At 42.1% G+C, this 26,445-nt stretch carries 23 protein-coding genes; 12 read left to right on the forward strand and 11 right to left on the reverse strand.

Features of this window, described 5'->3' with window-relative positions; all coding sequences use genetic code 11:
- Positions 1-87 precede the first annotated feature (87 nt).
- Together GQA99_RS02945 and GQA99_RS02950 are read left to right on the forward strand one after the other, a co-directional pair.
- Positions 88-957: an AraC family transcriptional regulator gene (locus tag GQA99_RS02945; protein WP_160052367.1), complete on the forward strand. Its 870-nt coding sequence runs from the start codon at positions 88-90 to the stop codon at positions 955-957.
- 96 nt (positions 958-1,053) lie between these two features.
- The gene (locus tag GQA99_RS02950; protein WP_160052368.1) at positions 1,054-1,974 is read left to right on the forward strand and encodes a nuclear transport factor 2 family protein; all 921 of its coding nucleotides are present in this window, start codon (positions 1,054-1,056) and stop codon (positions 1,972-1,974) included.
- 76 nt (positions 1,975-2,050) lie between these two features.
- Here GQA99_RS02950 and GQA99_RS02955 read toward each other — a convergent pair whose 3' ends face one another.
- Positions 2,051-2,932, reverse strand: a complete 882-nt coding sequence (locus tag GQA99_RS02955; protein WP_160052369.1) for a LysR family transcriptional regulator — start codon at positions 2,930-2,932, stop codon at positions 2,051-2,053.
- Positions 2,933-3,017: 85 nt separating this feature from the next.
- Here GQA99_RS02955 and GQA99_RS02960 point away from each other — a divergent pair, with 85 nt between their 5' ends.
- The 7 genes from GQA99_RS02960 (at position 3,018) to GQA99_RS02990 (ending at position 9,269) form a co-directional block, all read left to right on the forward strand.
- Entirely contained in the window at positions 3,018-3,470 is a 453-nt protein-coding gene (locus GQA99_RS02960; RefSeq protein ID WP_160052370.1) for a PACE efflux transporter, read from the forward strand.
- Between the two features lie 121 nt (positions 3,471-3,591).
- Positions 3,592-4,041: a hypothetical protein gene (locus GQA99_RS02965; protein ID WP_160052371.1), complete on the forward strand. Its 450-nt coding sequence runs from the start codon at positions 3,592-3,594 to the stop codon at positions 4,039-4,041.
- A gap of 952 nt (positions 4,042-4,993) precedes the next feature.
- Complete coding sequence (locus GQA99_RS02970; protein ID WP_160052372.1) at positions 4,994-6,019, forward strand: flavin reductase family protein; 1,026 nt, start codon at positions 4,994-4,996, stop codon at positions 6,017-6,019.
- A gap of 4 nt (positions 6,020-6,023) precedes the next feature.
- Positions 6,024-7,079: a fatty acid desaturase family protein gene (locus GQA99_RS02975; RefSeq protein ID WP_160052373.1), complete on the forward strand. Its 1,056-nt coding sequence runs from the start codon at positions 6,024-6,026 to the stop codon at positions 7,077-7,079.
- A 131-nt stretch (positions 7,080-7,210) separates the two neighbouring features.
- Positions 7,211-7,663: a DUF2127 domain-containing protein gene (locus GQA99_RS02980; protein WP_160052374.1), complete on the forward strand. Its 453-nt coding sequence runs from the start codon at positions 7,211-7,213 to the stop codon at positions 7,661-7,663.
- 225 nt (positions 7,664-7,888) lie between these two features.
- On the forward strand, positions 7,889-8,359 hold the full coding sequence (locus GQA99_RS02985) for a Dps family protein (RefSeq protein WP_160052375.1): 471 nt from the start codon (positions 7,889-7,891) through the stop codon (positions 8,357-8,359).
- A 31-nt stretch (positions 8,360-8,390) separates the two neighbouring features.
- Positions 8,391-9,269 (forward strand): fumarylacetoacetate hydrolase family protein, encoded by an 879-nt coding sequence (locus tag GQA99_RS02990; protein ID WP_160052376.1) that lies wholly within the window; start codon positions 8,391-8,393, stop codon positions 9,267-9,269.
- Positions 9,270-9,313: 44 nt separating this feature from the next.
- Here GQA99_RS02990 and GQA99_RS02995 read toward each other — a convergent pair whose 3' ends face one another.
- Together GQA99_RS02995 and GQA99_RS03000 are read right to left on the reverse strand one after the other, a co-directional pair.
- Positions 9,314-9,901, reverse strand: coding sequence for a TetR/AcrR family transcriptional regulator (locus GQA99_RS02995; protein WP_160052377.1), 588 nt, complete (start codon positions 9,899-9,901; stop codon positions 9,314-9,316).
- 186 nt (positions 9,902-10,087) lie between these two features.
- The gene (locus tag GQA99_RS03000; RefSeq protein WP_160052378.1) at positions 10,088-11,494 is read right to left on the reverse strand and encodes an alanine/glycine:cation symporter family protein; all 1,407 of its coding nucleotides are present in this window, start codon (positions 11,492-11,494) and stop codon (positions 10,088-10,090) included.
- Between the two features lie 496 nt (positions 11,495-11,990).
- Here GQA99_RS03000 and GQA99_RS03005 point away from each other — a divergent pair, with 496 nt between their 5' ends.
- Together GQA99_RS03005 and GQA99_RS03010 are read left to right on the forward strand one after the other, a co-directional pair.
- Positions 11,991-13,391: a sensor histidine kinase gene (locus GQA99_RS03005; protein WP_160052379.1), complete on the forward strand. Its 1,401-nt coding sequence runs from the start codon at positions 11,991-11,993 to the stop codon at positions 13,389-13,391.
- 30 nt (positions 13,392-13,421) lie between these two features.
- Entirely contained in the window at positions 13,422-13,973 is a 552-nt protein-coding gene (locus tag GQA99_RS03010) for a response regulator transcription factor (RefSeq protein ID WP_160052380.1), read from the forward strand.
- A gap of 97 nt (positions 13,974-14,070) precedes the next feature.
- On the opposite strand, the gene GQA99_RS03015 is transcribed toward GQA99_RS03010, so the two are convergent.
- The 8 genes from GQA99_RS03015 to GQA99_RS03050 all read right to left on the reverse strand — a co-directional run bounded on the left by GQA99_RS03015 (position 14,071) and on the right by GQA99_RS03050 (position 23,264).
- Positions 14,071-15,135: a methionine synthase gene (locus GQA99_RS03015; protein ID WP_160052381.1), complete on the reverse strand. Its 1,065-nt coding sequence runs from the start codon at positions 15,133-15,135 to the stop codon at positions 14,071-14,073.
- 42 nt (positions 15,136-15,177) lie between these two features.
- Positions 15,178-16,152 (reverse strand): DUF1852 domain-containing protein, encoded by a 975-nt coding sequence (locus GQA99_RS03020; protein WP_160052382.1) that lies wholly within the window; start codon positions 16,150-16,152, stop codon positions 15,178-15,180.
- A 1,258-nt stretch (positions 16,153-17,410) separates the two neighbouring features.
- Entirely contained in the window at positions 17,411-17,761 is a 351-nt protein-coding gene (locus GQA99_RS03025) for a hypothetical protein (RefSeq protein ID WP_160052383.1), read from the reverse strand.
- A 679-nt stretch (positions 17,762-18,440) separates the two neighbouring features.
- Positions 18,441-18,911, reverse strand: coding sequence for a hypothetical protein (locus GQA99_RS03030; RefSeq protein WP_160052384.1), 471 nt, complete (start codon positions 18,909-18,911; stop codon positions 18,441-18,443).
- 675 nt (positions 18,912-19,586) lie between these two features.
- Complete coding sequence (locus GQA99_RS03035; protein ID WP_160052385.1) at positions 19,587-20,027, reverse strand: hypothetical protein; 441 nt, start codon at positions 20,025-20,027, stop codon at positions 19,587-19,589.
- Between the two features lie 60 nt (positions 20,028-20,087).
- The gene (locus tag GQA99_RS03040; protein ID WP_160052386.1) at positions 20,088-20,786 is read right to left on the reverse strand and encodes a hypothetical protein; all 699 of its coding nucleotides are present in this window, start codon (positions 20,784-20,786) and stop codon (positions 20,088-20,090) included.
- Positions 20,787-21,404: 618 nt separating this feature from the next.
- The gene (locus GQA99_RS03045; RefSeq protein ID WP_160052387.1) at positions 21,405-21,980 is read right to left on the reverse strand and encodes a hypothetical protein; all 576 of its coding nucleotides are present in this window, start codon (positions 21,978-21,980) and stop codon (positions 21,405-21,407) included.
- A gap of 654 nt (positions 21,981-22,634) precedes the next feature.
- Positions 22,635-23,264 (reverse strand): hypothetical protein, encoded by a 630-nt coding sequence (locus GQA99_RS03050; RefSeq protein ID WP_160052388.1) that lies wholly within the window; start codon positions 23,262-23,264, stop codon positions 22,635-22,637.
- A 1,426-nt stretch (positions 23,265-24,690) separates the two neighbouring features.
- Between GQA99_RS03050 and GQA99_RS03055 the strand changes: the two genes are divergently transcribed.
- Complete coding sequence (locus GQA99_RS03055) at positions 24,691-26,442, forward strand: protein adenylyltransferase SelO (RefSeq protein ID WP_160052389.1); 1,752 nt, start codon at positions 24,691-24,693, stop codon at positions 26,440-26,442.
- Positions 26,443-26,445: the final 3 nt, after the last annotated feature.

The following is a 26,445-nucleotide window of genomic DNA, read 5'->3' on the forward strand; positions in this document are numbered from 1 at the left end:
AGGAATTTATTATGTCTTTGACTAATCAGCTTGGGTTATTTGTTGATGTTGTACAACAGGGATCGTTTGCCAAGGAGGCGTTGTTGTATGACCATTCCTAATATTGGTTTTAATCACGATAAAACTAATCAGGCAGAACTTGAGATCATTGAACTGTCAAATTTGTATACTCGCTCTATGATAGAGCATGATCCTCAAGCACCACATCGCGTGTCATTTTTTATACTGATTTATATTGAACTAGGTGAGGGCGAACATATGGTCGATTTTAACCATTATCGCTTTGGGCCAGGGTCATTGATTTTTGTGCAGCGCGAACAAGTGCATAGCTTTGACTTTTCGGGGCAACCTCAAGGTAAGGTAATACTGTTTACCCAGGCTTTTTTAGATAATGTGCATGCTAATATGCGCTTACCTAATTACACGCCTACACATTTAAATCAGCAACATAACCCAATATTGCAGCTAGACAGCACTCATCATGCGCGCAGTCATATTTTAATTGATCAAATTCAAACTGAAATAAACACGCCGGCCTCAGAACCGCTTATTGTCATGTATTTATTTTCAGCGTTAGCCTTGTTATTGCACCGTTTACGTCCAGCATTAAGCCACGACAATTTATCAGTTGAGCAGAGCAGCAAGCTAGCACGTTTTTTCAGTTTAATGCAGCAGCATGTACAACAAGTGCGCGATGCTAATTGGTATGCAGGCAAAATCCATACAACCTATAAAACCCTCAATCAAATCTGCAAACTGGCAACAGGCTTAACCGCCAAACAGATGATAGATGCCTACACCATTGTTGAAATAAAGCGTCGCCTTGTGGTGAGCAAAACCACGACTCAACAATTAGCCAATGATTTTGGCTTTGAAGACAGCAGTAACTTTGTTAAATACTTTAAAAATCATACCGAACTGACTCCAAGCCAATTTATAAAACACCATTTGTCTTAAAAGGTTCGACTTTGACCATTTTAAGGCTCATTTACACTCTACTGACAAACGGCTAAGCCTTATAAACTGTCCTCATTGAAACCAGAGGACTTACCCATGAATACCATTACTAACAAAATCATCGCAGTTAACAGCATTTCAGCAGCGCGTAAATCAATCGTCAGTGCACTTGTTACGAGTGCACTATTGGGTGGAGCTTTAGTGTCTGGCAACAGCGTTGCCGCAACCGAAAAATCACAAGCTGAAATGAGCTATAAGCAACAAGTTGTTGAGTTAGTCAGCAGCATTGAAACTGGCAACCCAGCGCCTATTGGCTATATCAACCCTAGCAAATACATTCAACATAACTTAGCCGTTGCCGACGGTTTAGCCGGTTTTGGTGCGGTAATGCAGCAGTTACCTAAAGGCAGCGCAAAAGCGCAGGTTAAGCGTGCATTCCAAGACGGTAACTATGTGGTTACGCACACCGAATATAACTTCTTTGGTCCTAAAGCGGGCTTTGATATTTTCCGCTTTGAAGACGGTAAAATTGTGGAACATTGGGATAACCTGCAAACCATCGCCGCTGCAAACCCAAGTGGTCACAGCCAGTTTGACGGTGCAACTACAGTGACGGATTTAGACAAAACCGAGCAAAATAAAACCTTAGTGGCCGATTTTGTAAACACCATTTTGATCAAAGGTGATATGGCCAAAATAGGTCAATTTATTGGTAGCGAAGATACCGATTATATTCAGCATAACCCGAATATTGGCGACGGCTTAAGTGGCCTAGGCAAAGCTTTAGGTGAGCTCGCTAAAATGGACATGCCAATGGTGGTAAAAACCAATCATAAAGTGCTTGGCGAAGGTAACTTTGTGTTGTCGATTAGCGAAGGCACATTCATGCAGCAACATGTGGCATTTTATGACTTGTTCCGTGTTAAAAATAACATGATTGTGGAACATTGGGACACCATTGAAACCATTCCTGCTAAAACTGACTGGAAAAACAGTAACGGTAAATTTGGTTTTTAATCGCCAATGAGTTGTGTACTACATTTTATAAAACACTGGCCGCTTATCGCGGCCTGTGTTGTTTTATGCACTTTGTTTATGGCGTCAGTAATTGCCTTAACGAATGCCTAAACTGCTTAAACATTGGCTCAAGGCTATAGCGATGATGCTGAATGACATCAACATTGGCATGCCAGCCCATATCGTTAAACTCGCTGGGCAATAATACCAATTGGCCATTATTAACATATTCATTGGCGATATGATTGGGCAATAAACACCAGCCATTACCCTGCAATGTCAGTTCCAGCAGCACATAATAGTTATCGGCATACCAAATGTCTGGGCTTATGGCGAGCTGGAAATTACTGGATTTGTTATTGCGTGATCGCATCAGCAATTGCCTATGCAGCTTAAGGTAGGCCAGATTATTGATTTGTTGTTGAGCTAGCGGGTGAGAGCTTGCAACATAGGTATCAAATTTAATTGCGCCAATGGATTCATAATCAATGTGAGAAGGCAGTGACAACTCACTAAAAATAATCCCGGTGACCGCTCTATCTGTGTCAATCAGATCGACAATATCGATGCTCGATGCTGTAAAAAATTCCAGTCTTGTATTGGGGAAGTCGCTCTCTAGTTGATTAACCATACTGGAGAGTTTTTGAAAGGGTATACCTTCATCTAAACCAATGGTGAGCTCAGAAATAAACGGTTTATCGAGATGTTGAGCGCAAGAACGTAAGCGTTGATGCTGCGCTAATAACACTTGCGCATGTGATAACAACGTATGTCCCGCCTGGGTAAGTTGCGGGTAACGGCCGCTGCGGTCAAATAACGCAGCATTGCAGTCTATTTCAAGGTTGATGACATGTTGGCTCACCACAGATTGCGCTTTATTGAGTGAACGCGCCGCTGATGAAAAAGAACCCATTTTAGCCGTTGCAACAAACGCTTCAAGTTGATCAATGCTATACATATCGTTTTTCCAGATAGTATCTAACTATTAAGTATCCTTATATTGGATGAGAATAGATCAAACGTCACCAATAATTGAATTCAGTATGCAAACAAAAGAGAGAATATTCCACGCCGTGTCTTTTGAGGTATTGGCTGCTGCCATCATAGTCCCTGTGAGTGCAGTATTAATGGATAAAAGCACTACAGATATGTTGGTGGTCAGTATTGGTTTGTCACTTCTTGCTGTGATGTGGAACTACATCTACAACATTTGGTTCGATAAATTATTAGGCAGTGACAGAGTGAAGCGTAATTTATCCACTCGTATTGTCCATGCAATGTGTTTTGAAGGCGGCTTGTTAGTGGTAACCCTGCCATTAGTATCCTGGTATTTAAGTTTAAACCTTATCGATACCTTGATGCTGGAAGGTGGCGTTTTATTGTTTTTCTTTGTTTATACTGGTGTGTTCAATTGGGCCTACGATATTTATCAACCTTACCAGCGCTGGTTTGGTAAAATGTCTTTCCGTCGTAAACTGACAGCGCCAAATCGTTAAGGTGTTTGATTATTGCTAAGATTTTGTCGACAGTCACGCTTTGATTGAGTGTTTATGACAGGTTCGGTTCTATCACTGTTACGATGACTGTGGCATCATTACTGGTCATTATTGCGCCGTCATGTCGCTAGGATTAGCCAGTCGATATTGCCATCAGTTTCGGGCAGGTTTGGTATTTGCCTGCATATCTCTATTTGCTCATCCAGTCTGTGCAGATACATTGGTGCCCTTTACCAGTGATGGTTGCAGCTCGTTCCCTAATGGGACCTTCGAGCAAAGTGAATTATGGTTGGCATGCTGTCAAAAACACGACTTTGAATATTGGAAAGGTGGCACTTTTGATGACCGCCTAGCATCAGATAAAGCGTTACGTGTTTGCGTCGCCAATGTTGGCCAACCGCAGATTGCGTTATTGATGTTAGCTGGCGTTCGAGTGGGTGGTTCGCCTTACTTACCGACACAATTTCGTTGGGGTTATGGCTGGCCGTATCCAAGGGATTACGGCGCATTAACGACAGATGAGAAACAGCAAGTTGAGTTGTTGACTACTCCGATAGTGGAGCCACAATAAACTCAGTTATGTTAACGTCAATTTCATCACATTAAGCTCAAAGCTATACACTCAAAGCTATCAGTTAATCTATACCCAATCAACTTGAAGATCCGTGTTTCAGAGCTTCACCGTGTTTTCAATACTAGGCGCGTTAATGCGGTAATGTAGGTACCTTATAAATTAGCGCAACAACGTAGTGGGAACACGGTGAAACTCCCAAAGGGCAAGTTTTACACGCGTTTATGCTGCGTTATTGATTTTGGAAAGGGAACGACCATTACCCGCAATCAATGCCTTGCCTAAACGCGTGTAAATTCTTGCTGAAATCGAGCATCTTCAGGTTGTTTGGGTATATATAACACCCCAACGACGAACTTTACATCGTGAGTATAGACACTTGTCGATGTGTTATTAGCCGTTTCAGTTGCATCAGCTCACATCAAAGAACACGCTTATCTGTCAACACATGACATAGATCAACTGAGCTTTTAACAACACTCATAACAGCACATCGAGTAACATCTTTAACGATACCATCCAAGCTAAGTTTCCAAGTTATAGGCGTTTATTTAATCGATAACATTTTATTAAGCTTACGCGTGAACATCTTTTGCTCGATTGTTCTGGTGATTTACACATACTGTATAATGGATGGTAACCCCATCATTCAGCAGCTTTTTTTGCAAAGTAATAGCAAATTTTGTTTTGTATTAAAATTAAAATGCTGATTATATATGATTTTTTTGTGTAGTGATTAATTTTGCTCATCAACTCATACGTAATCAATGACTAAGTTGGTGCATTTGTTTATCACCATGACTTGCACTGTCAATGATATTCGGCGTACAATCGTGCGCTGAAATTAAGCTAACATCTGTACGCTAAAATGAATGTATTATCTCGACTGAACAATATCACTGCAAAAACCTTATTTCACACAGATTCGATAGGCAGTTATTTTGAGCCTATTATGCAACGCATTAAACCTGCTTGGCGCACCCATTGGTTTAGGGCAAAAGTGTTGGGGCATGAGTTGCTTGGTGCCGATGTTTTGCAGTTAGACTTGTCTCCAGAAAAAGCCTGGCCGCAAGCCATTGCAGGCCAACATGTGTTACTGACGGTAGAAATTAATGGCCGTTTAATGACTCGACCTTTTTCAATATCGTCAGCGCCTGAGCAATCCTGTAGCCAATATCCTAAAAAGCATGTGATTCGATTAACCATTAAGACTCATGTTGAAGGAGCTTTCACGGCAAAATTGTTGGCGAACATTGCCACGGGTGGATATGTCAATTTAAGCGCACCACAAGGTGAGTTTATATTAAGTGAGAGTGTCCTTACTCAACCGTCAACACCATTGTGGTTTGTGGCGGCAGGCAGTGGCATTACGCCCTTTATGGCAATGCTCAACCAACTGGCGTTACTGCCACACCAACCACAACATCCCATTCAATTGGTTTACTTTGCCAAGGCCGGTGAGCATTTGTATGTCGATGAACTCATGGCATTGCAGCAGCAATTAAGCCAGTTTCAAGTGCAATTACTTATTCGTAAAAATGGTCACAACTTAACTGACGCACTGAGTACCTGCAACGTGCAAAGCCAGGTGTTGATATGCGGTCCAAGCCAGTTTAAGGATGATGTTGATCAGCAATTAGATGTAATGAAACACCCCAAAGCGCAGCGCCAGGCAGAGTTTTTCCAGGCGCCAACGTTTGCGCAAACCGCAGCTGGTGAGCAACACGTCCATTTAAGCCAACGTGGGCAAACATCTCAGCTTGTGTTAGCAGCAAAAGACAACTTGCTCAGTGGCTTAGAGCAACAAGGCATTAGCGCCAACTTTGGCTGCCGCATCGGTGTATGTCATCAATGCCAGTGTGTTAAAAAATCGGGCGTAGTCAGAAATCTGCGTACGGGCGAATTATCGCAGCCGGGCGAGCAATTAATTCAATTATGTATTTCTCAGGCGGTAACGCCGCTTGAGCTGGAGCTGTAGTTCGATGAATAAAAATATTAATTTTGAGCAGTTAGCCACTGAGCTTGATGAGTTAAAGCGTCAAACACTCGCTCAAGTTGGCGCAAGCGACGCTGCTTATATCCGCAAGGTTATTGTATGGCAACGGTCGTTAGAGTGGGGCGGTCGTGTATTGTTAATGCTGGGTTTTCTGCATCCTGTATGGTGGATTATTGGTGTATTGAGTTTAGCCAGCGCTAAAATTCTCGATAACATGGAAATTGGCCATAACGTGTTACACGGTCAATATGATTGGATGAACGATCCTCATATTAACTCGCGACAGTTTGACTGGGATATTGCCTGCGACGGTAAAAGTTGGCAACGTATCCATAATTATGAACATCACACTTATACTAATGTGATTGGTAAAGATCGTGATTTTGGTTATGGCTTACTGCGCTTGTCGAATGACTTTTCGTGGCGACTTAAAAATCTGTGGCAATTTATCACTTACATTTATTTAAGTGTGTTATTTCAATGGGGGGTGTCATATCACGAGCTTGCCGCTGAGCGCGTGTTTATGGGTAAAAAGAAGCAAGGTAGGGCATCTAACGTTGATGCGAATGAGCTCAAACGTCGTTTCTTTAGCAAAGGCGGTAAGCAACTAGTGAAAGACTATGTGGTATTTCCATTGCTTGCTGGGCCACTGTTTTTGTGGGTGTTGGTGGGAAATTTAATTGCTAACTTACTGCGTAACCTGTGGACCTCTACCATTATTTTTTGCGGCCATTTCACTTCAGATGTTCACACCTTTAGCCAGGCTGAGTGTGAAAATGAAACGCAAGGCCAATGGTATTATCGTCAGGCGTTAGGTTCGTCAAACATTAAAGGTGGTAAGCTGTTTCATATTTTAACGGGTCACTTAAGCTTTCAAATTGAACATCATTTGTTTCCCGATTTACCGTCGTCACGTTACCAGCAAGTTGCGCCCCAAGTGCAGGCGATACTTTCTCGTCACGGTATTGCGTATCACACCGGGCCTTTTTTACGTCAATATAGCCAAGTGGTTAAGCGTATAGTGCGATACTCGTTCCCTTGAAGCGTGTTAGGCCTCTTGTTTGGGTTAAAGATTAAGTATTAGAGATTAGCCAATAAGCATGTGATTTGACGTGCTTATTGGTCGTCATGTTTGATAACATCGCAGAAATTGTTTGATTAACAAGATATCCCATGGCACATACAGATAGCGGTGTAAGAGCGGTCGCAGTACTTGAGGCCAGTAAAGGTTTATTAGCATTGCTCGTCGCCATTGGCTTACATGCCTATGCGGGGCAAAATCTATCGTTACTCGCCATTGATCTGGTGACCCATTTACATTTAAATCCTGCCAGTCATTACCCCAGTATTTTTATTGCCGCTATCGGTTCTATCTCACAAACGAGCTTAACATTAATGGCGTTAGGGGCTGCAGCTTATACTTTAGTGCGGTTTATCGAAGCCTACGGTTTGTGGCATAACTTGCGCTGGACCCAATGGTTTGCATTAGTCAGTGGGGCCATTTACCTTCCTTTTGAGCTGTACGAAATGGTTCATCACTTTAGTTTACTCAGTGTCATTGTATTGCTCATTAATCTTGCGATAGTGCTGTATATGTTTCGGGTATTGTTTCCTAGAGTGTCATAGCGATGATTTTACGTATTGGTCTGAAATGTTGTGCTGAGGTTAAACAGATTAAAAATTGTAAATCTAATAGTTTTTATGATTTAAAATGATCTAATATCAATTGCATAGAGTATAAATAAACTCAGATTTCAACAATATTGCGTCAAAGCAGAGCAAGATCAATATTACCAAAGTAATAGACGTTGTATTGTTATAGTGATTCATTCATCAACATAAGGAGTTAACATGACAGACATCGATATTGGTATCAACAAAGATGACCGCCTTAAAATTGCTGAGGGTTTAAAGAGCTTATTAGCTGATTCATATACACTTTACTTGCAGACTCATAACTTCCATTGGAATGTCACCGGAATTCATTTCCGTGAGTTACATTTAATGTTTGAAGAGCATTACACAGAGCTTGCTGTCGCCGTCGATGATATCGCAGAACGCATTCGTACCCTTGATGTTGCCGCACCTGGGACTTATAAAGAATTTGCTCGTTTAAGTTCAATTAAAGAGGTTGAAGGTGTACCGTCTTCAGCAGATATGGTTGATTTACTGACTAAAGGCCATGAGCAAGTGGTTAAAACATCACGCGCAGTGCTTAAGTTAGCCCAGGCAGCTGATGATGAGTCAACGTCAGCGTTAGTGTCTGACCGTATGCGTATACATGAAAAAACCGCATGGATGTTACGCGCGACCCGTAAGTAACTTAACCTCAATTCAGATTAATAATATTAAAATGATTTTGGAACCGTTGGCTTACCGCCAACGGTTTTTATTTGCTGCTAGAAAAAGCCAATCAAACCCGTTAATGTATGTTTTTTATTTTTATGATGATGCAGCCGTGACCGACAACACACACCTTACTGAACTCGCTAAACACTTATTTGCGCAACGAAATCACGTCAATCCTAACGCCGATTTTGACGCTTTTACTGCACAAAATATTGATCAGGCCATCATAGTGCAACAAAAAATGGCTGCATTAAATGGTCATATTGCCGGTTGGAAATGCCTTGTTCCGCAAGCAAACGATCAACTTATTGTGGCGCCGATTTTACACGCGGCTGAACATGGCCAGCAGTGTGGCATTATCCCAACAATAAAAGATGAGACGGCTTTAGCACTTATTGAGCCAGAAATAGCCTTTATATTAGGCAAAGATATTGAGCCTTATCAACACTACACTGATGATGAGATTGACAGTGCTATTAGCGCGACACATATGGCATTAGAATTAATTCAAAATCGTTTTAGCCGCGACAGTCAACCAAGCTATTTGCAAAAATTGGCTGACGGTTTAAGTAACCAGGGTGTGTATATTGGCCCACAAATACCTAAGTCGGTCGCTTATCAAGCAAGCCATGTTGATGTTGTGGTAACTGCAAATAATCAACAGCAGTCTTTTAACGGTAAGCATCCGTGTGAACTGCCGCAATTACCTGTGTATTGGATGATTAACTACTTAGCACAAAAGGGCATAAAACTCAGTGCAGGGCAGGCGATTATTACCGGTTCCTATTGCGGAGTGGTCAAAGTGCCGATGGCGACAGAAGTTAGTATCGAATATAAAGACATTGGTCAATTTAGCGTCAGCTTTGTTGATGCATTAGCGTAAATCTGCTGCGGATTTAGACAAAAAAAGCGCCTGAGGCGCTTTTTTTATTGTGTTTCTAGTTGAGTAAAAAACTCTTCAAGCTGTTGGTTAACCGTGTCGGTATCGCCTGTGGCTTTTAAATACGAACGTAAGCCAATTATGTGTACCTGGATTTTTTTAGCAATTTTATTTTTATCAAACTGTGCGGGCAAATCACCTTGTTGTTGAGCTTGTTCAACAATACTGGCAAAACGGTTTTCAACCTGAGTGAGTAGGTTTTTTGCGATATCTAGCGTTTCTTGATGCGATTCATCAAGCTCTGCAAGCGTGCGCATCACCATGCATAATTCACTGGGTACCTGTTTACAACAAGGCACGATTAAACCGCGAAGATACTGCTTTAATCCATCCCAGGCGTGGTCATGCTGGGCTAATTGCTCATTAAGTACATCTGTTGATGTTTGAGCATAATGAATTAACGTTTGCTGAAACAAATCGGCTTTGCTACCGAATGCGGCATAAATACTACCAGGTCGCATGTCCATGGTAGTTTGAATTTCACGCGTAGAGGTGGCCAAAAAACCTTTTTGCCAAAATAGATTTTTTGCTTTTTCTAGTACGTCTTCGCGATCAAATTTTGAAATATTAGCCATGTGCCCCTCTTTAGTTACCGTCATTTTACGATATACCAAGGAGGTAAGGCCAGTTTATTGCATTAATTTTTAATCACGAATGGTTATAGCCCATGTCTATTTGACTCTACATAACGCTAAAAAAACGCAAAGTAGTGCTTTTGCTCTACTGTGCGTTATTAACAAGGGAGAGTTAGCTATATAGGATTACGACCATACACCGTCTTCAGTTTTACCTTGAATTTTCACATCAGCCAGTTTGAATTCAGGTTTATTGGTGGCCTTAAGCTTAACTTGATAGTCGCGGGTTAAATTAACAATGGTTGGGGTTAACAGCATCAATGCACTGATATTCACCACCGTCATTAAGCCCAGTGCCATGTCGGCCATGTTCCACACTTCTTTTAAGCTGGCATTTGCGCCCCAATACACCATGCCTAAATACAACAAGGTGTAACCGGTACGGCCATAAATATTATCCAGCTTAAACAGGTGTAAATTACTCTCGGCATAAGCGTAATTGGCCACCACCGAGGTAAAAGAGAATAGGGTGATAATAATGGCCACAAACATATCGCCGCTCATGCCCATGTGATGAGTCATGGCATTTTGAGTAATACGAATGCCCTCCATTTCACTGCCGATATTACCTTGCGCCAGTAAAATCACAATCGCGGTACAGCTACACAACACCATAGTGTCGATAAACACCCCAAGCATTTGTACGTAACCCTGCGCAACCGGATGGTTAGGCACAGGCGTTGCCCCTGCCGCTGCATGCGGTACACTACCGGCACCGGCTTCGTTTGAATATAAACCACGCTGAATACCGTTTTTAATTGCCGCGCCTAATGCGCCAGCGCCGGCTTCGGTTAAACCAAAGGCCGAGTTAAAGATATCCATTAATACTGCAGGCACTTGCTGAATATTGATTAAGGTTACCGCCACGGCTGCCAAAATAAAGGCAAGGCCCATAAACGGCACAATTAATTCAGCAAAGCGGGCGATACTGCGCAGGCCGCCCATCACAATAATACCGGCAATAAAGGTGATAACAGCACCTGAATACACGCTGGAGATCTCGAAGGTGTGATTAAGGGCATCGGTGATGGTGTTAGCTTGCATGGCGCTAAAACTAATGCCGTAACCTAAAAATAAACACAGGGCGAACAACACGGCCAGCCAGGATTTATTTAGCCCCGCGCGAATGTAGTAGGCTGGTCCGCCGCGGTATTCTTTATGATCGTCTCTGACTTTATACAGCTGGCCTAAAATACTTTCGGCAAACCCAGTGGCCATACCGAGCAGTGCAATCATCCACATCCAAAACACGGCGCCACTGCCGCCAAGGGATATCGCCATGGCGACGCCAGCTAAGTTACCGGTACCCACCCGCGCTGATAACCCGGTACACAAAGCTTGATAAGAACTGATCCCTGATTTATCGCCCTGGGTACTGCCTTTCATCACTTTAAACATGTAAGCAAAGTGGCGCAGTTGAATAAAGCGTAACCTCAATGAAAACCATACACCTGCAAATACTAATATGTAGATCAGTACTTGGTATTCGCCCCATAAAACATTATTAGCGAATGACACAATTTCATTAATCATTGAACAAATCCCTTGGTTTATCTCATTTTTTGAGCTTTTCATTAGCCGTATTAAGCAGCCTGACGTTTATATCGTCAGTCCATTATCTTAAAAGTGAATAAGTATTTTTTAATCGGTAACCGCTTAATAAATAGACTGAAATAGAATTAAGCTAAACAGTTCGATAGAATTATTATGCAATTAAAATACATTAATAACACTAAAGTCTTTGGATTTGAAGCGGCGTAACAACATATATAGCCAATCAACCTGAAGATGCTCGATTTCAGCAAGAATTTACACGCGTTTAGGCAAGGCATTGATTGCGGGTAATGGTCGTTCTCTTTCCAAATCGATAAAAAGTCACCTAGCGGTTCATTTCACGGTAGGCTTGTGGGGCGGCGACAATATCGATTGGTTTTTTCGGCTGATATTTACGCAATTGATAAGTGTCGTTAGGTTGATTATTGTTTGCTGTGAGATTATAGGGTTGCGTGAATAAGTTAGGATGATAAATATGGCAAATCTGAATCTGCCTTTTAGTGCAAATCAACAACAATTAGCACTGTTACGATTGGTTAACTGGGGCCTAAAAATAGGCCTTATTGTGTTTGCGGCTGATTTATTTGGCTTAACCACACCGCCAACAACCTTAAGTTATGTATTGATTATAGAAGCGTGTTATGTGGGGTTTAGTTATCGATTTCATCGCCTGAGTATCGATAATCACGGTTTATTGTTTTTAACCTTACTGCTGGATACCTTATTTTGGGCCACCTGGTTGTATTTCACCGGCGGTGCCACCAATGCGTTTGTTTCATTATTACTGTTGCCGATAGCCATTTCAGCAATTACCTTACCTCGTTGGGCGCCCTGGTCGTTAACGGCGTTGTCGACTGTGGTTTATAGTTTGATGATTATCAATATTCCTGAGCATAGCGTTGATGATACCGCTAACACTGCAGCGGATATGCATGCGGGCCATGATATGAGCCAAATGGCTATGGACATGCCTGCCAATCCCAATATGAATCACAGCATGAATATGAGCATGGACATGGGTTCACATTATTTAGGCATGTGGTTCAATTTTGTTATTTCAGCGTTAGTGTTAACCATTACCGTGGGCTTTATTGCTAAACGTATTCGGCAAAAAAATGTTGAGTTACGCTATTTACGTGAAGCGCAATTAAGGCAAGAAAAGATCCTTGCGTTAGGTACCGCATCAGCGCAAATGGCGCACCAACTCGCCACGCCATTGGCAACGTTACGCTTATTAGTGGATGAAATATCAGACACAGCCCATGATGCCGAGCAAACTGAATTACTGGCTGATATGCAGCAAGCACTCAACCGCTGTGAAGTGACCTTAAGCGACTTACGCTTAGCGACTGAGTCCATTCGTGAGCAAAAATTGTTGCAACAATCGGTTGCTAAGCTGGTGGCCTTGTTGTCAGAGCAGGTCAGTTTATTAATGCCCGAAACACAATTAAGCCTGCATATTTCCCCTGAAGCAGAAACCACCATTTTGCATACCGACATGAGTTTACTGCCAGCGTTATTGGCAATCATTCAAAATGGCGCTCAAGCTAGTGAAGACAATCAACAAGGTGCCAAGGTCGACATTAGTATCAGCGTATCGCAATCGTCATCTCGTTCACCATCTACTCAGATAATGCCTCAAGAGATCAGCATTATTATTCGCGACTATGGCGTGGGTATTGCAACACATTTATTATCCACATTAGGCAGTAATATGGTTAGCAGCCCTAAAGGCTTAGGGATTGCGGTATTATTAAGCCACACCAGTTTTGAGCGCTTAGGTGGTAAGTTATACCTTAAAGCGCATCCAGAGGGTGGCACTGAAGCCATCGTGACTTTACCATTAGCAGCCAAAGCGGATCACACAGAGGTTTAACGGTTATCGTTAAGGTACATTGAGACGTAGATGAATAAATTACTCATAATTGAAGATGATACCGCGTTAGCCGCGATTTTATCTCGGCGTTTAGCACGCCATGGTTTTGAATGTAAAACCTGTGATAATGCCAGCGACAGCTTACTAATGGCCAGGCAATTTACGCCAACGCACATTGTACTCGACATGAAGTTGGCACAAAGTAATGGGTTGTCGTTAATCAAACCATTAAGGCAACAATTACCGCATGTGTATATGGTACTGCTTACCGGCTTTGCCAGCATTGCCACGGCTGTAGAAGCGATACGTTTAGGCGCAGATAACTACCTTGCCAAACCTGTCGACACTCAAACCCTGCTCAATGCGCTGCATTCATCCAGCACCACTTTTAGTGCAGAACCCGATGAATTTGAAGCCATTACTGAACAGCCCCTCAACCCCAAACGCTTAGAGTGGGAGCACATTCAACAAGTGCTTGCCAATAATAATGGCAACGTATCAGAAACCGCCCGCCAACTTGGTATGCATCGCCGTACTTTGCAGCGCAAGTTATTGAAAAAGCCCACGGCAGATAATCGATAGTGTTTAATTTTTTGTTGGGTGGGTATAGATAGGTCTACGTTTTAATCAACATTGGCCGTAAATGACCTATCTATCCAACTATGTAAACTGTTTATAATCAACCTTGAAGCTTATTCTTCAAGGCCAAAAGCTCGTTTCTGACAATTTCAGCACCGGCAGTTAAGGCTTTAAGTTTGTCTCTGGCTACTTGATGCGATAACGGCGCCATGCCGCAGTTGGTGCAAGGGTAGAGCTTGTCGGCATCAACAAACTGCAGGGCTTTGCGTAACGTGTCTGCCACTTCCTCTGGTGTTTCTATGGTATTGCTTGCCACATCAATCGCGCCAACCATGACTTTTTTACCGCGGATGAGTTCAAGCAGTTCTATTGGTACATGAGAGTTGTGGCATTCGAGTGAGATGATATCGATATTTGATTGTTGCAGCTTAGGAAACGCTTGTTCATATTGACGCCACTCTGACCCTAAGGATTTTTTCCAGTCGGTATTAGCTTTAATGCCATAGCCATAACATATATGTACCGCTGTTTCGCATTTAAGGCCTTCTATGGCTCTTTCTAAACATGCGATGCCCCAATCATTCACCTCATCAAAAAACACGTTAAATGCTGGCTCATCAAATTGGATAATATCCACTCCCGCCGCCTCTAACTCTCTGGCTTCTTGATTGAGTATGATGGCAAATTCCCAGGCGAGTTTTTCGCGACTTTTATAATGGTCATCAAATAGCGTATCTATCATGGTCATAGGGCCAGGTAGCGCCCATTTAATCGATTGTGTGGTTTGTTGGCGTAAAAACTTGGCGTCTTCAACAAAGACTGACTTTTGCCGACTCACAGGCCCCACAACGGTAGGGACGCTGGCATCATAGCGATCACGAATTTTAACCGTTTTACGTTGCTTAAAATCAACGCCGTTGAGGTGTTCAATAAAGGTGGTGACAAAGTGTTGCCGTGTTTGCTCGCCATCACTAACAATATTTATGCCTGCTTGCTGTTGGTCGTGTAATGACAAACGCAGCGCATCTTGTTTGCCAACAACTAACTCGTCACCTTGTAATTTCCAGGGTGACCACAGTGTTTCAGGTTCGGCCAGCCATAAAGGTTTAGGCAAACTGCCAGCCGTTGAAGTCGGTAATAGTGTGTTTTTAAGCGATGTTTTCATAGTAGTAATGCCATCAATTGGGGTTAACGGTTAACGTAGCAATTAAGCATAATGAGCAGACCATTGTTCAAGCACTGCTTGGTAGGGTTTAATAAAGTGCTCCGCTGCAAATTTGCCTTGCTCACTAGCCAGTTGGCTACGTTCGGCGCGATCGTAAACAATCTGAGTGAGTGAATGATCGAGGTTATTTAAGTTCGGTTGATAGCATTTGCCTGCCACGGCATTGGCATTATAAATCTCAGGGCGGTAGATTTTTTGAAAGGTGCCCATTGTGCTAATGGTGCTTATCAGCTCAAAGTGGCTGTAGTCATTGAGTAAATCGCCCACAAAATAAAACGCGAGCGGCGCCACAGTATTGGGCGGCATAAAGTAGCGCACCTGTAAGCCCATTTTTTGGAAATATTGCTCAGTTAACGACGACTCATTGGGCAGGTATTCAACCCCTAATACCGGATGCTGATTCTCTGTGCGCTTGTAGGTCTTGTTATCGGAAACACTGAGGCAGATAACCGGTGGCTTAGCAAAGTGCTGTTTGTAAACATCTGAATTCACAAAAGACTTAAATAGCTTGCCATGCAGTTCGCCAAAGTCAGTTGGAATACTAAATTGCGCTTGGTCTTTATTATGTTCTGGCAGTAAGACGCTAAAGTCGTAATCGCGTAAATAAGATGAAAAATTATTACCAACAATACCGTCAATACGTTTGTTGGTTTTGCTATCCACAATGGTGGTTTTCAAGATTTCAATCGAAGGGAAGGCTTGGCCACTGGCTGCTATATCGATATTGACCGAAATGATTTCAAGTTCGACTGTATAACGATCGCCTCTAGGGTTATCCCAATGCGCTAAGGCATTAAAACTATTGTCTATCATTTTTAACGCGTTGCGTAAGTTGGCCTGACGATAGCTTCCACGGGCTAAATTGGCAAAGTTGGTGGTGATCCGCGTTGTGTCTGAGGGATGATAGTTTTCATCAAGACAAATGCTATTAACGGTAAAGGTAAATTGTTTATTCATGATGTTGTGGTTCCCATTTGTCAAATTCCAACCCGAGCCGTTGCTTGACTCGTTAAGACTCTGCTCATCTAGCCTGTAGATTGCAGTGCTTTTTCAAACTGACGGCTTAATTAACAGCTTAATATCAACTCTAAATAAGCTTGCTTGCTAAGCGTTGAGTTATTTATACGTGGTTTGGAACATGAACAAAAACGGGTTTATTTCACCTGCAACGTGAGCGCAATTCATCATCAGTAAACAGTGTGATTAGCATAGGCAGTCGCCTGAAGTTAACATTGGTTGTTAGCGACTTTTTCGTCCTCCCGGCAATGGTTTTGAGCCGGGATCCGGGTGTTTGTTCTTTATGGCCTGCGGCCACTAACGTCGTGGCGCTTCGCCCACACCAGAACAAAAGGGTAAAGCGCATTCTTGTTCATAAATCAGCCTTTGCAAACCCTCAGCGTTCCGGCAACATTTTCTGATGAGCGAAAACGTTGCGACGGAAATTTAATCCAGCTTTGGGCCGCGTTTGTAGCCTGCTTCGGCCACCTCTTTATGGTAAAGAATGAAAATGCTAACGCTTCAGATGGGGCGTCCCTTCCCCTCTAAAGCTAGCTGGCTCTGATAGGCAGGATGCCTGAATGCCTTGAAGCACATGGATGTGCGTGAAAAGCCATGGCCAGCTCACGTATTCTTTTGTAAAAAGTCTTCAACGGCCTCAAGTTCAGAGTTGAATTTGGGCACTTCAAGCTGAGACATCTAACTCATTTTTGTATAGAAGCTTGTTAGCTACTTTCTTGTCGTCCCGGCAATGGTTTTGAGCCGGGATCCAGGTATTTTGTTCTTTATGGCCTGAGGGCACTAACGTCGTAGCGCTTGTGATACTCCACAAAGTGTTTTGGGTATCACAAGTTAAGGCTCTGGCGTAGTTCGATTTTTTTTCAGTGATTATTAGGGACACAGAAATAATATTGAGTAATGCCAAGCTCGAATAAACAAGCTCGAATAAACAGTTAAGAAAGCAGGGGGATATTCACTAAGAGATGGATGGATCGCAGTTCATTATTGTAATAAATAGCTAACCCAAAAGTGAGTTAGGTAACTTCTATAAAGAGAGTAAATGAACCGCCCTCGGCAACATGCTCCAGCGTTGCTCTACCCGGAGGGAATGCCATATGTTGATGCCTGGAACATCATTGGTCATTTAGTCGTGTGCGGAGCCGCATGCAGGGTGATGTGTGGGGGCTGGAGGCTAGATACCTTCGGCTACCCGATTAGCTTACTGTGAAATATCTTGTGACCATTCTAAGCCAGAAAGATGTACACCTAAACCAATAAAAAAACCAAGTCCAGCTAGAACAACCATAGCGCCTGTTGATTCAAATAGGGTGCCAATACCATAGCCAATCCCTCCCCAAGCTAAGCTTAATACCACCATTAAAAAAATAGCTATAGGCTTTATTTGTAAAGCGACTAAAAAAGAAATAAAAACACCTCCGCCCCACCACCAAGATTGAGTGCCTAATCCAATAAATAGTGAAATTAAAGCTACTTCGCCAAAGAGGATCTTTGAGTTTTCCTCATTAAACTTGGCATTTGAAATCCCCTTTCTAACGTTGTTAAATTCCATTAAATTAAACTCCCTGCAAATATAAAAGTAAGTTAACGAGACTGTAGAATAACTCTAACAGCCAAATTCAATTAAAAAACGAGCTCCTGAAATCAATCCTAGGCGCTTTTAAGACACTAGGGAATGCATTTGGAACTCATAAAATAGGCTGTATTTTTCTTAACAAAGAGTAATTCTACAGCCTCAACGCCCAAATAACAGGCTAAAAAGGAGCGAAGCGAACAGCCCGCTGTTTTTAGTCCTTGTGTACGCCCAGCATGGGCATGAACTAATGAGGTGAAACTCCTCTGTAGGAAGGTCACCGTTACTCTTATCAATTAGAGAATAACATACTGTTATTAAACGTTAACTACTAGCGAATGGCAAGGGCTTAATCGCGAGGTTTGCTCTGGAGGAGGCCGCTAGCCTCCTTATGATAAAGAATGCGAGCTGATGAACAAGAATATCATATGAGGCTTAGACTAGAGAGCAGTTAGCAGGGGCTGCCCCGCGAAGTGTTTTGGGTATCACAAGTAAAGGACATTGGCGTACCTCGACTCTTGTTTTCAGTGATGACTAGGGACGGAGGGAATGCCATGTTGATGCCTGGAGCATCATTGGCCATTCTGTCGTGTGCAGAGCCGCATGCAGGGTGGTGTGGGGGCTGGAGGCTAGATACCTCCGGCTACCCGATTAGCATTTATGGGCAGACTGCTATAGGTATAAGTTTATAAAAAGGCAATAAATCACCATAAGCACCAATTAATGACCCCAAAATAATTAAGCCAAACCCATATACTTCATCTGATAAACGTTCAGCAGTTTCTTGGACATTATGATCACATTCAGCATAGCCTTCCCACACCATCTTTAAGCTCGCGCCCTCAGTTTCTTGTAACGCTAAAATTGCATCCGAATTTTTAGACAGAAAATTATGCTTCAAAGTAAGTAATAAGCCAAAAACAGTAATAATCACCCCTGCTTTTGTAACTAAGGCACTACCAACGACAAAAGAAGCTGAAAAGTATGAGACTAGAAAAATTAGTATCGAAAATAGAATTAGCCAAAATCTATTAACCATTGGGCTAACAACTTTTACAATTTTTGTGAGCACAATTATCTTCTTATGAGCAGGAGTTACTATAGCAACTTTTTTTTCTGTACCAGACATATTATTCCCTCTTGTGTTACTTATCATAGAAATTGAGCAAAGCTAGTGATTGAATGAGTGCTAACAGCTTATTCAAGGGCAATAAAATTAAAGTCGGCCATTCAAATTATGGATTAATAACATCCTACATTTGCTAACTTATTGTTGTAAAGCAGTTTTATTTTACTCATCTGGCAAATAAAAGCGAGGTTGACATTAAAAGTGGCCCCAAGATTCTACAATAAATAAAAATTTATATATTTCAATGAATTACAAAGCAAACAACAAAAAAACATGCCACCCATTTTTAAGCAGCTGTTGCTTGTGGGAGGGCCGACCTCACTCACGAAGTGTTTTGGGTATCACGAGTATAGGCCCTTGGCGTAGCTCGACTCTGGTTTTAAGTGATGGCTAGGTACGCAGAACAAATATTGAGTAATGCTAAGCTCGAATAAATCTCGAATAAATCTCGAATAAATCTCGAATAAATAGTTAAGAAAGCAGGATTATATTCACTAAGAGATGGATGGATCGCAGTTCATTATTGTAATAAATAGCTAACCAAAAAGTGAGTTAGGTCATTTCTTTAAAGAGAGTAAATGAACCGCCTTGTGCGGAGCCGCCTTGTGCGGAGCCGCATGCAGGGTGGTGTGGGGGCTGGAGGCTAGATACCTCCGTCTACCCGATTATGTAAACTTACATTGAACAGCTGGGTGTACCGCCAGCCACAGCCTCTTTAATTTTATCGAATTCTTTTTCCCAAAACATATTGAGACTAACAACATTAACGGTTGTATTACAGTTAGCAGCACCTTGATCTATTTTTACATTTAGAAAATACCCTGCGGCACTGCCAGATGGTGAGTAAACATTATAAGTAGTTGATTGCTCAGTTTTGGATTCTTTAACCCTATGGTTTAGACCATAACCAGTAGTACCAGAAGTAAATACAAAATCAGGTTTAAAACACTGAGCAAGATAACCTTTAATACGGTTCTCTGCGACTTCTTTGCTTTCAGAAAAGCACATAGGCTCACTTGGATTACCGTTTGTAATTAGCTCAACTTCAGTTTGCGGGAACATCGCACAGCCAGATAAAATTGTGGTTGCTAAAACCAATATTGGAAATTTACTCATTACGTCCTCTGTATACATAATGCCTAGTTCACCGCACGAGCGACAGCGAGTCCAGTGCAGCTACTTGTTAAATTTCGATTCATGGTGCTCGTAATATGCTGAACTACCTAGCCAATTTGCTACAATATTACCTTCGATTTTTCTGATGAGCACATCCAATGCGGGAGTAGTGGAACGTTTTTCGTTTTTCTTGACTACACCGCCAGAGACAAAAACATAACCTTTTTCGAACATATCATCACAACCAGCCTTACACATTAAGGCAGCGATATTATCAAAATCGAGTTTCTCTGATTTTGAACACTCCGTTCTTTTCTTAATGTGCGCAGCGACCAGAAACTCTAAGGGGTACTCGTTTTCACAAAGTACACACGTTGCTTGCAGTTGCCCGCCTGAAATGTGCGCTCGAAGGAATGCTTGCTCCTTTCTTGATTTTGTGGTTGAGTCAAAATCTAGATCCACTTCCTCGCTCAATTTTGGAAGCACAGTTTTTGCTGCGACTGGAGGCGAGCTAGATTCAGTGAATTCGATGTTATTGGCTGAAATAAGAGATGCTGGCTGTTTGATATCAGGACTGGACATTCTTGCCCCTAGGCCAGATCGTACTAAAGCTTCAAGCTCTTCTTCCGTATCTACATAAATATAGTCAACTTCAAATCGCGATGGGCTAGCCACATAAGTTCCGTCTTTTTGTTTGTGCGGAAATATAGGCTCGCCTTGGTATTTGCCTCTGGACTTGTAAGCTTTCAATTTACCCACGCACTCTCCCTAGAAACCTAACAGCTTTTTGAATGGCTAAGTAAAATTAAAGTCGGCCATTCAAATTATGGATTAATAACATCCTACATTTGCTAACTTATTGTTGTAAAGCAGTTTTATTTAACTCCTTTGGCAAATAAAAGCGAGGATGCGCGTTAAAAGTGATCTCAATATTCAAGAGGAAATAAAAACAACTATATTTCAATGCATTACAAACAAACAACAAAAAACATGCCACCCGTTTTTAAGCAGCTGTTGCTTGTGGGAGGGCTTACCCCACGAAGTGTTTTGGTTATCACAAGTATAGGCCCTTGGCGTAGCTCGACTCTTGTTTTAAGTGATGACCAAGGACACAGAAAAGATATTGAGTAATGCCAAGCTCGAATAAATAGTTAAGAAAGCAGGGTTATATTCACTAAGAGATGGATGGGTCGCAGTTCATTATTGTAATAAATAGCTAACCAAAAAGTGAGTTAGGCCATTTCTTTAATGTGAGTAAATGAACCGCCCTCGGCAACATGCTCCTGCGCTGCTCTACCTCCTGGATGCATTCAGTCGTGTGCGGAGTCGCATGCAGGGTGGTGTAGGGCTGGAGGCTAGATACCTCCGTCTACCCGATTATATGCCGCTTTCACAATACTTTGAAATAAATGACTCAATCATTGCGTCGAATGATTTAAATGCAGGATTGTGTGGATGCGTTCGCCCTTTGAATACATTTTTATCGCTTTTATAAACAGCAAGTGATTCTTTAAAGTTTATACAGCCATTCACATAATCATTATCAGTTCCATAAGCATTACCCATTGAAAATAAAGCCTTGGATACCCCCCAATAATCACCATCTTCTTCAAAGGCTTTAGCAGCCAACTCAAAATGTTTAACTGATTTTGATGCTGTAGGGTCGTACTCATTATGTTTGATATAAAACTCTTTGTGCTCACGGTAACTTCTATTTTTATAAAATAAACCCAGAAACGTATGAGCTTCCGCTATTCCATAAATATTTTTCGACTTCTCCAGATCAGCGAGTGCCTCTAGCCCAAGTTTTTCTGCCGCTAAACCTCTGCCTTGAGTTCCCATGAGTTGATACGCGTAATTTAATTTCGTCATTGGATCACTTGTATAAGGAACTCCTGCCGCAGCACAGCCGAGCAAAAACAAAGTGATTAGTGAAATAATGGTTAGCTTCATGCCAAACTTTCCTTAGGTGTATAACAGCTCATTGAATGGCAAAGTAAATTTAAAGTCGGCCGTTCAAGTTATTGATTAATAACATCCTACATTTGCTAACTTATTGTTGTAAAGCAGTTTTATTTAACTCCTCTGGCAAATAAGAGCGAGGTTGCGCGTTAAAAGTGGCCCCAAGATTCTACAAGAAATAAAAATCCATTTATTTCAGTTGATTACAAAATAAACAAATTATTCATCGTACTACTTTAGTTTACTTATTAGCCGATTTAACTTAAAAAACTAAAAACCATTGCCGGGTCGACGATTAAATTAACAACAAAAAAATATGCCACTCATTTTTAAGCAGCTGTTGCTTGTGGGAGGGCCTACCTCACGAAGTGTTTTGGGTATCACAAGTTAAGGCCCTTGGCGTAGCTCGACTCTTGTTTTCAGTGATGACCAGGGACACAGAAAAATATCGAGTAAATAGTTAAGAAAATAGGATTATATTCACTAAGAGATGGATGGATCGCAGTTCATTATTGTAATAAATAGCTAACCAAAAAGTGAGTTAGGTCATTTCTTTAAAGAGAGTAAATGAACCGCCTTGTGCGGAGCCGCATGCAGGGTGGTGTGGGGGCTGGAGGCTAGATACCTCCGGCTACCCGATTAGGTCTACACTAGATCCTTCTTAAAATCATCATACAACTTTTGAACAATAGGCTCTGAAGCTGCATTTAAAAATTTAACCATTGATTCCTTAGATGAAAATAAATCCTTTAGTTTTATAGAGTATCCTGGGGCAATAGGAGAAATTGGAATTGCATTATAAGACCACATAATTTTACCTGAGCTATCGAATAGTTGTGCAGCAATATTAAAGCGAGAATTAAACTCGTCAGAAAAACCATGAACCATTCCTAAAACGACAACATTAAGTGTAATAACTAATTTATTTTGAGAATTGCTATCAAAATTAATATTTAGATTGTCAGTTTTTACCTTTTCAATGAATTGATTCTGCACAATCTCATTTAGGCTTATATCGTGTTCGTCCATAAATTTTAGCGCAATCTCTCTTACGCCTAGACCGTCACTAGCAGTTCCAGAATAATAATAACTGACACCTGTCCATTGTACTTCAACTGTACTTATAGCTGTGAGCATAGAGTTATCGTTTGGACTGGCTTCAAGCTTTATAGTTTGTAACTGATCGAAATTTTCTTTTTTGAGTTTTACACTTGGAACTGATGAACATCCACTAACAAGAATAATTAAAAGAAGTACTAAATAATGAAATTTCACCGAAACTCTCCTGTAGACCTAACAGCTTATTGAACGGCCAAATAAATTTAAAGTCGGCCGTTCAAGTTATTGATTAATAACATCCTACATTTGCTAACTTATTGTTGTAAAGCAGTTTTACTTTACTCCTCTGGCAAATAAAAACGAGGTTTCGCATTTAAAGTGGACCAAAGATTCAACAATAAATAAAAATTCATTTATTTCAATGTGTTAAAAAGTAAACAAATTATTTATCGTACTACTTTGGTTTGCTTTTTAGCCGATTTAACTTAAAAAAATACTAAAAACCATTACAACTGTTTTTGTTTACATTACACACAACATAAAGGTGGGGATTATGGTTCACACAGGATACTTATCCGATATTTTTAAGTCAGTTAAGATGTGCCGTTAGACGCTGGGCGAAGCGCGAAGCGCCACGACGTTAGTGGCCGCAGGCCATGAATACAAAACGACCAAACAACAAAAGCTAACACCTGGATCCCGGCTAAAAAGCATTGCCGGGACGACGAGCGGGTTGCAACAGGTCTTTTGGCCCGAGTAGAACTTAGTTGAATAAGATAAAAGTGATTAATAAACAATCGCTTATTGGTTTTTCTTGTTTTTGAAAATGAATTTTCATTTCTTTAAAAATGCCTAAATTCAACTCCGAAATTGAGGCCGTTGAAGACTCTTTACAAAAGAATACGTGAGCTAACCATGGCCTTTCACGCACATCTGACCCATATGGATATGGGAAATGTCACAATGATGTAGGGAACATCATTGACCATGTGCTTCAAGGCATTCAGGCATCCTGCCTATCAGAGCCAGCTAGTTTTAGAGGGGAAGGGTCGTTCTTTGGCATCTGACCCATATGGATATGGGGAATGTCATTATGATGTCGGGAACATCATTGACCATGCCACCACGACATTCGTGAATCCATTCACATCAGACTCCTATCTGAAGCGTTAGCATTTTCATTCTTTACCATAAAGAGGTGGCCGAAGCAGACTACAAACGTGGTCAGAAGATGGATTACATTTCCGTCGCAATTTTTTCGCTCATCAGAAAATGTTGCCGGAACGCTGAGGGTTTGCAAAGGCTGATTTATGAACAAGAATGCGCTTTACCCTTTTGCTCTGGTGTGGGTGAAGCGCCACGACGTTAGTGGCCGCAGGCCATAGCAGATATGATGGATCATCATATGACATGATCTCAATTTTGCAGATGAAGCAAAGTCTGCTTTTCATTAGTACAAGCTGTCGTTACCATAGGTTTAGTTTCATCCATTTCTTTCTGGCTCTTTTAAATATCACAGCGCAGGCCTTCGATATATATGCTGAAAAGTTCCATTGCAGAACTTGAACAAATCGACTCATCGTCGATACGATGAGCCATCAAGTTGTGAACAAACCTTCTACTCAATTAACCAGGTATCCCTATGACTAATCAACTGTCCCCGCAAAAAAACGCCACTGTCGAGACAGTGAAAGACCTTGCTAAATGGGCCAATTACTCGTTGATGAATACACTTAAATGTGACCCTGATGCCACATCTCATGGTGCTGATCATAGGCCTAGGCAAGTATTTTCGGGCCACTATGTTCCCGTTAATCCCACACCGATTGAAGCCCCTGAATATGTCGCCCACAGCAGTACTTTTTTTGATGAATTAGGTTTTGCTGACAGCATGGCGCAGTCTGCTGATTTTATGAGTTTGTTCTCTGGTGATCTGTCTAATGTCCCTGAGCCAATGAGCAAGGTCGGTTGGGCATGTGGCTATGCGTTATCGATTTATGGCACCGAGTACATTCAACAATGTCCATTTCAAACGGGTAACGGGTATGGTGACGGCCGGGCGGTGTCTGTGCTTGAAGCCGTTATCAATGGCAAGCGTTGGGAGATGCAACTTAAAGGGGGCGGACGTACGCCATATTGCCGCGGTGCAGATGGCCGCGCGGTATTGCGCTCAAGTGTGCGTGAGTTTTTAGCCCAAGAGCACATGCATGCGCTGGGTGTGCCTACGTCTCGCTCGCTGAGTTTATATGTATCGAAAACCGAAACAGTGCAACGCCCGTGGTACTCCGAAGGTTCGCGTGAGCAAGACCCCGACCGAATGATCACCGAAGCCGTGGCGATTTCGACCCGTGTAGCGCCGTCATTTATTCGGGTAGGGCAGCTTGAGCTTTTTGGTCGCCGCGCCCGCAAACATGAACATCCGCAAGCAATGGCAGAGCTTGAACAGTTGGTGCTGCACTTAATTGACCGTGAATACGCCGATGTTATCGACCCTAACCTCTCCTTGCGCGATAAAGTGCTCAAGCTCGCAAGTGAGTTCCGTAGCCGTTTAACGTCATTGGTGGCTAACTGGGTGCGTGTGGGTTATTGCCAAGGTAACTTTAATAGCGATAACTGCGCCGCCGGTGGTTTTACCCTGGATTACGGCCCATTTGGTTTTTGCGATGTGTTTAACCCACAATATCAACCATGGACCGGCGGCGGCAAGCACTTTGCCTTTTTAAATCAAGACGCAGCCGCTGGGCGTAACTACTTGATGTTTTGTACCGCATTAAGCCCATTACTGGCAAATGAAGCTGATGGTATAGATGGGCTTCAGCAATTGGTTAATGATTTTTCTACCGAGATGCAAACAAAAATGGAGCAGATGTGGGCGGCTAAATTGGGGCTTAACCGCTTTAACGCGGCGCTATTTACTGAGCTTAGCACCCTGATGCAGCAAACCTCTGTTGATTACACAATGTTTTTCCGTGAACTTTCATCGTTGCCTGATGATATTGAGCCACTGACAAAAAGCTTTTACCAAGATATATCGCAAGGGGCGCAAGGGGCGCAAGGGTTAGAGCAACGCTGGTCGGCATGGTTAGCACAGTGGCATTCGCTGCTAACCAGTGAGGCTAATAGCGATGACATTAGCGTATTGACTCGTAGCCGTGAAGATATCGCTAAACAGATGAAACTGGTTAACCCTAAGTACAGCTTGCGTGAATGGTTATTGGTGCCAGCTTACCAACAAGCAAGCCAGGGTGATTATACCTTGCTGCGTGAACTTCAGGCTGTGATGACCGATCCTTACGCCGAGCAATCTCAAGAAGTAGAGGACACGTTTTATCGCCTTAAGGCATCTGAATATTTTGCTATCGGTGGTTTGTCGCACTTGAGCTGCTCATCATAAGGT

Origin of the sequence: Shewanella litoralis (assembly GCF_009828585.1) — a bacterium.
In the GTDB taxonomy this organism is placed as follows: domain Bacteria; phylum Pseudomonadota; class Gammaproteobacteria; order Enterobacterales; family Shewanellaceae; genus Shewanella; species Shewanella litoralis.

Bases quoted from the DNA above. Each gene is read 5' to 3' on its own strand.
- GQA99_RS03000 (WP_160052378.1), bottom strand. From the start codon at position 11,494: ATGATTAATGAAATTGTGTCATTCGCTAATAATGTTTTATGGGGCGAA.
- GQA99_RS02990 (WP_160052376.1), top strand. From the start codon at position 8,391: ATGATTTTGGAACCGTTGGCTTACCGCCAACGGTTTTTATTTGCTGCT.
- GQA99_RS02995 (WP_160052377.1), bottom strand. From the start codon at position 9,901: ATGGCTAATATTTCAAAATTTGATCGCGAAGACGTACTAGAAAAAGCA.
- GQA99_RS03025 (WP_160052383.1), bottom strand. From the start codon at position 17,761: ATGGAATTTAACAACGTTAGAAAGGGGATTTCAAATGCCAAGTTTAAT.
- GQA99_RS03045 (WP_160052387.1), bottom strand. From the start codon at position 21,980: ATGAAGCTAACCATTATTTCACTAATCACTTTGTTTTTGCTCGGCTGT.
- GQA99_RS03035 (WP_160052385.1), bottom strand. From the start codon at position 20,027: ATGAGTAAATTTCCAATATTGGTTTTAGCAACCACAATTTTATCTGGC.
- GQA99_RS02960 (WP_160052370.1), top strand. From the start codon at position 3,018: ATGCAAACAAAAGAGAGAATATTCCACGCCGTGTCTTTTGAGGTATTG.
- GQA99_RS03030 (WP_160052384.1), bottom strand. From the start codon at position 18,911: ATGTCTGGTACAGAAAAAAAAGTTGCTATAGTAACTCCTGCTCATAAG.
- GQA99_RS02970 (WP_160052372.1), top strand. From the start codon at position 4,994: ATGCAACGCATTAAACCTGCTTGGCGCACCCATTGGTTTAGGGCAAAA.
- GQA99_RS03015 (WP_160052381.1), bottom strand. From the start codon at position 15,135: ATGAAAACATCGCTTAAAAACACACTATTACCGACTTCAACGGCTGGC.
- GQA99_RS03055 (WP_160052389.1), top strand. From the start codon at position 24,691: ATGACTAATCAACTGTCCCCGCAAAAAAACGCCACTGTCGAGACAGTG.
- GQA99_RS03010 (WP_160052380.1), top strand. From the start codon at position 13,422: ATGAATAAATTACTCATAATTGAAGATGATACCGCGTTAGCCGCGATT.
- GQA99_RS02975 (WP_160052373.1), top strand. From the start codon at position 6,024: ATGAATAAAAATATTAATTTTGAGCAGTTAGCCACTGAGCTTGATGAG.
- GQA99_RS02945 (WP_160052367.1), top strand. From the start codon at position 88: ATGACCATTCCTAATATTGGTTTTAATCACGATAAAACTAATCAGGCA.
- GQA99_RS02950 (WP_160052368.1), top strand. From the start codon at position 1,054: ATGAATACCATTACTAACAAAATCATCGCAGTTAACAGCATTTCAGCA.
- GQA99_RS03020 (WP_160052382.1), bottom strand. From the start codon at position 16,152: ATGAATAAACAATTTACCTTTACCGTTAATAGCATTTGTCTTGATGAA.
- GQA99_RS02955 (WP_160052369.1), bottom strand. From the start codon at position 2,932: ATGTATAGCATTGATCAACTTGAAGCGTTTGTTGCAACGGCTAAAATG.
- GQA99_RS03005 (WP_160052379.1), top strand. From the start codon at position 11,991: ATGGCAAATCTGAATCTGCCTTTTAGTGCAAATCAACAACAATTAGCA.
- GQA99_RS02965 (WP_160052371.1), top strand. From the start codon at position 3,592: ATGTCGCTAGGATTAGCCAGTCGATATTGCCATCAGTTTCGGGCAGGT.
- GQA99_RS02980 (WP_160052374.1), top strand. From the start codon at position 7,211: ATGGCACATACAGATAGCGGTGTAAGAGCGGTCGCAGTACTTGAGGCC.
- GQA99_RS02985 (WP_160052375.1), top strand. From the start codon at position 7,889: ATGACAGACATCGATATTGGTATCAACAAAGATGACCGCCTTAAAATT.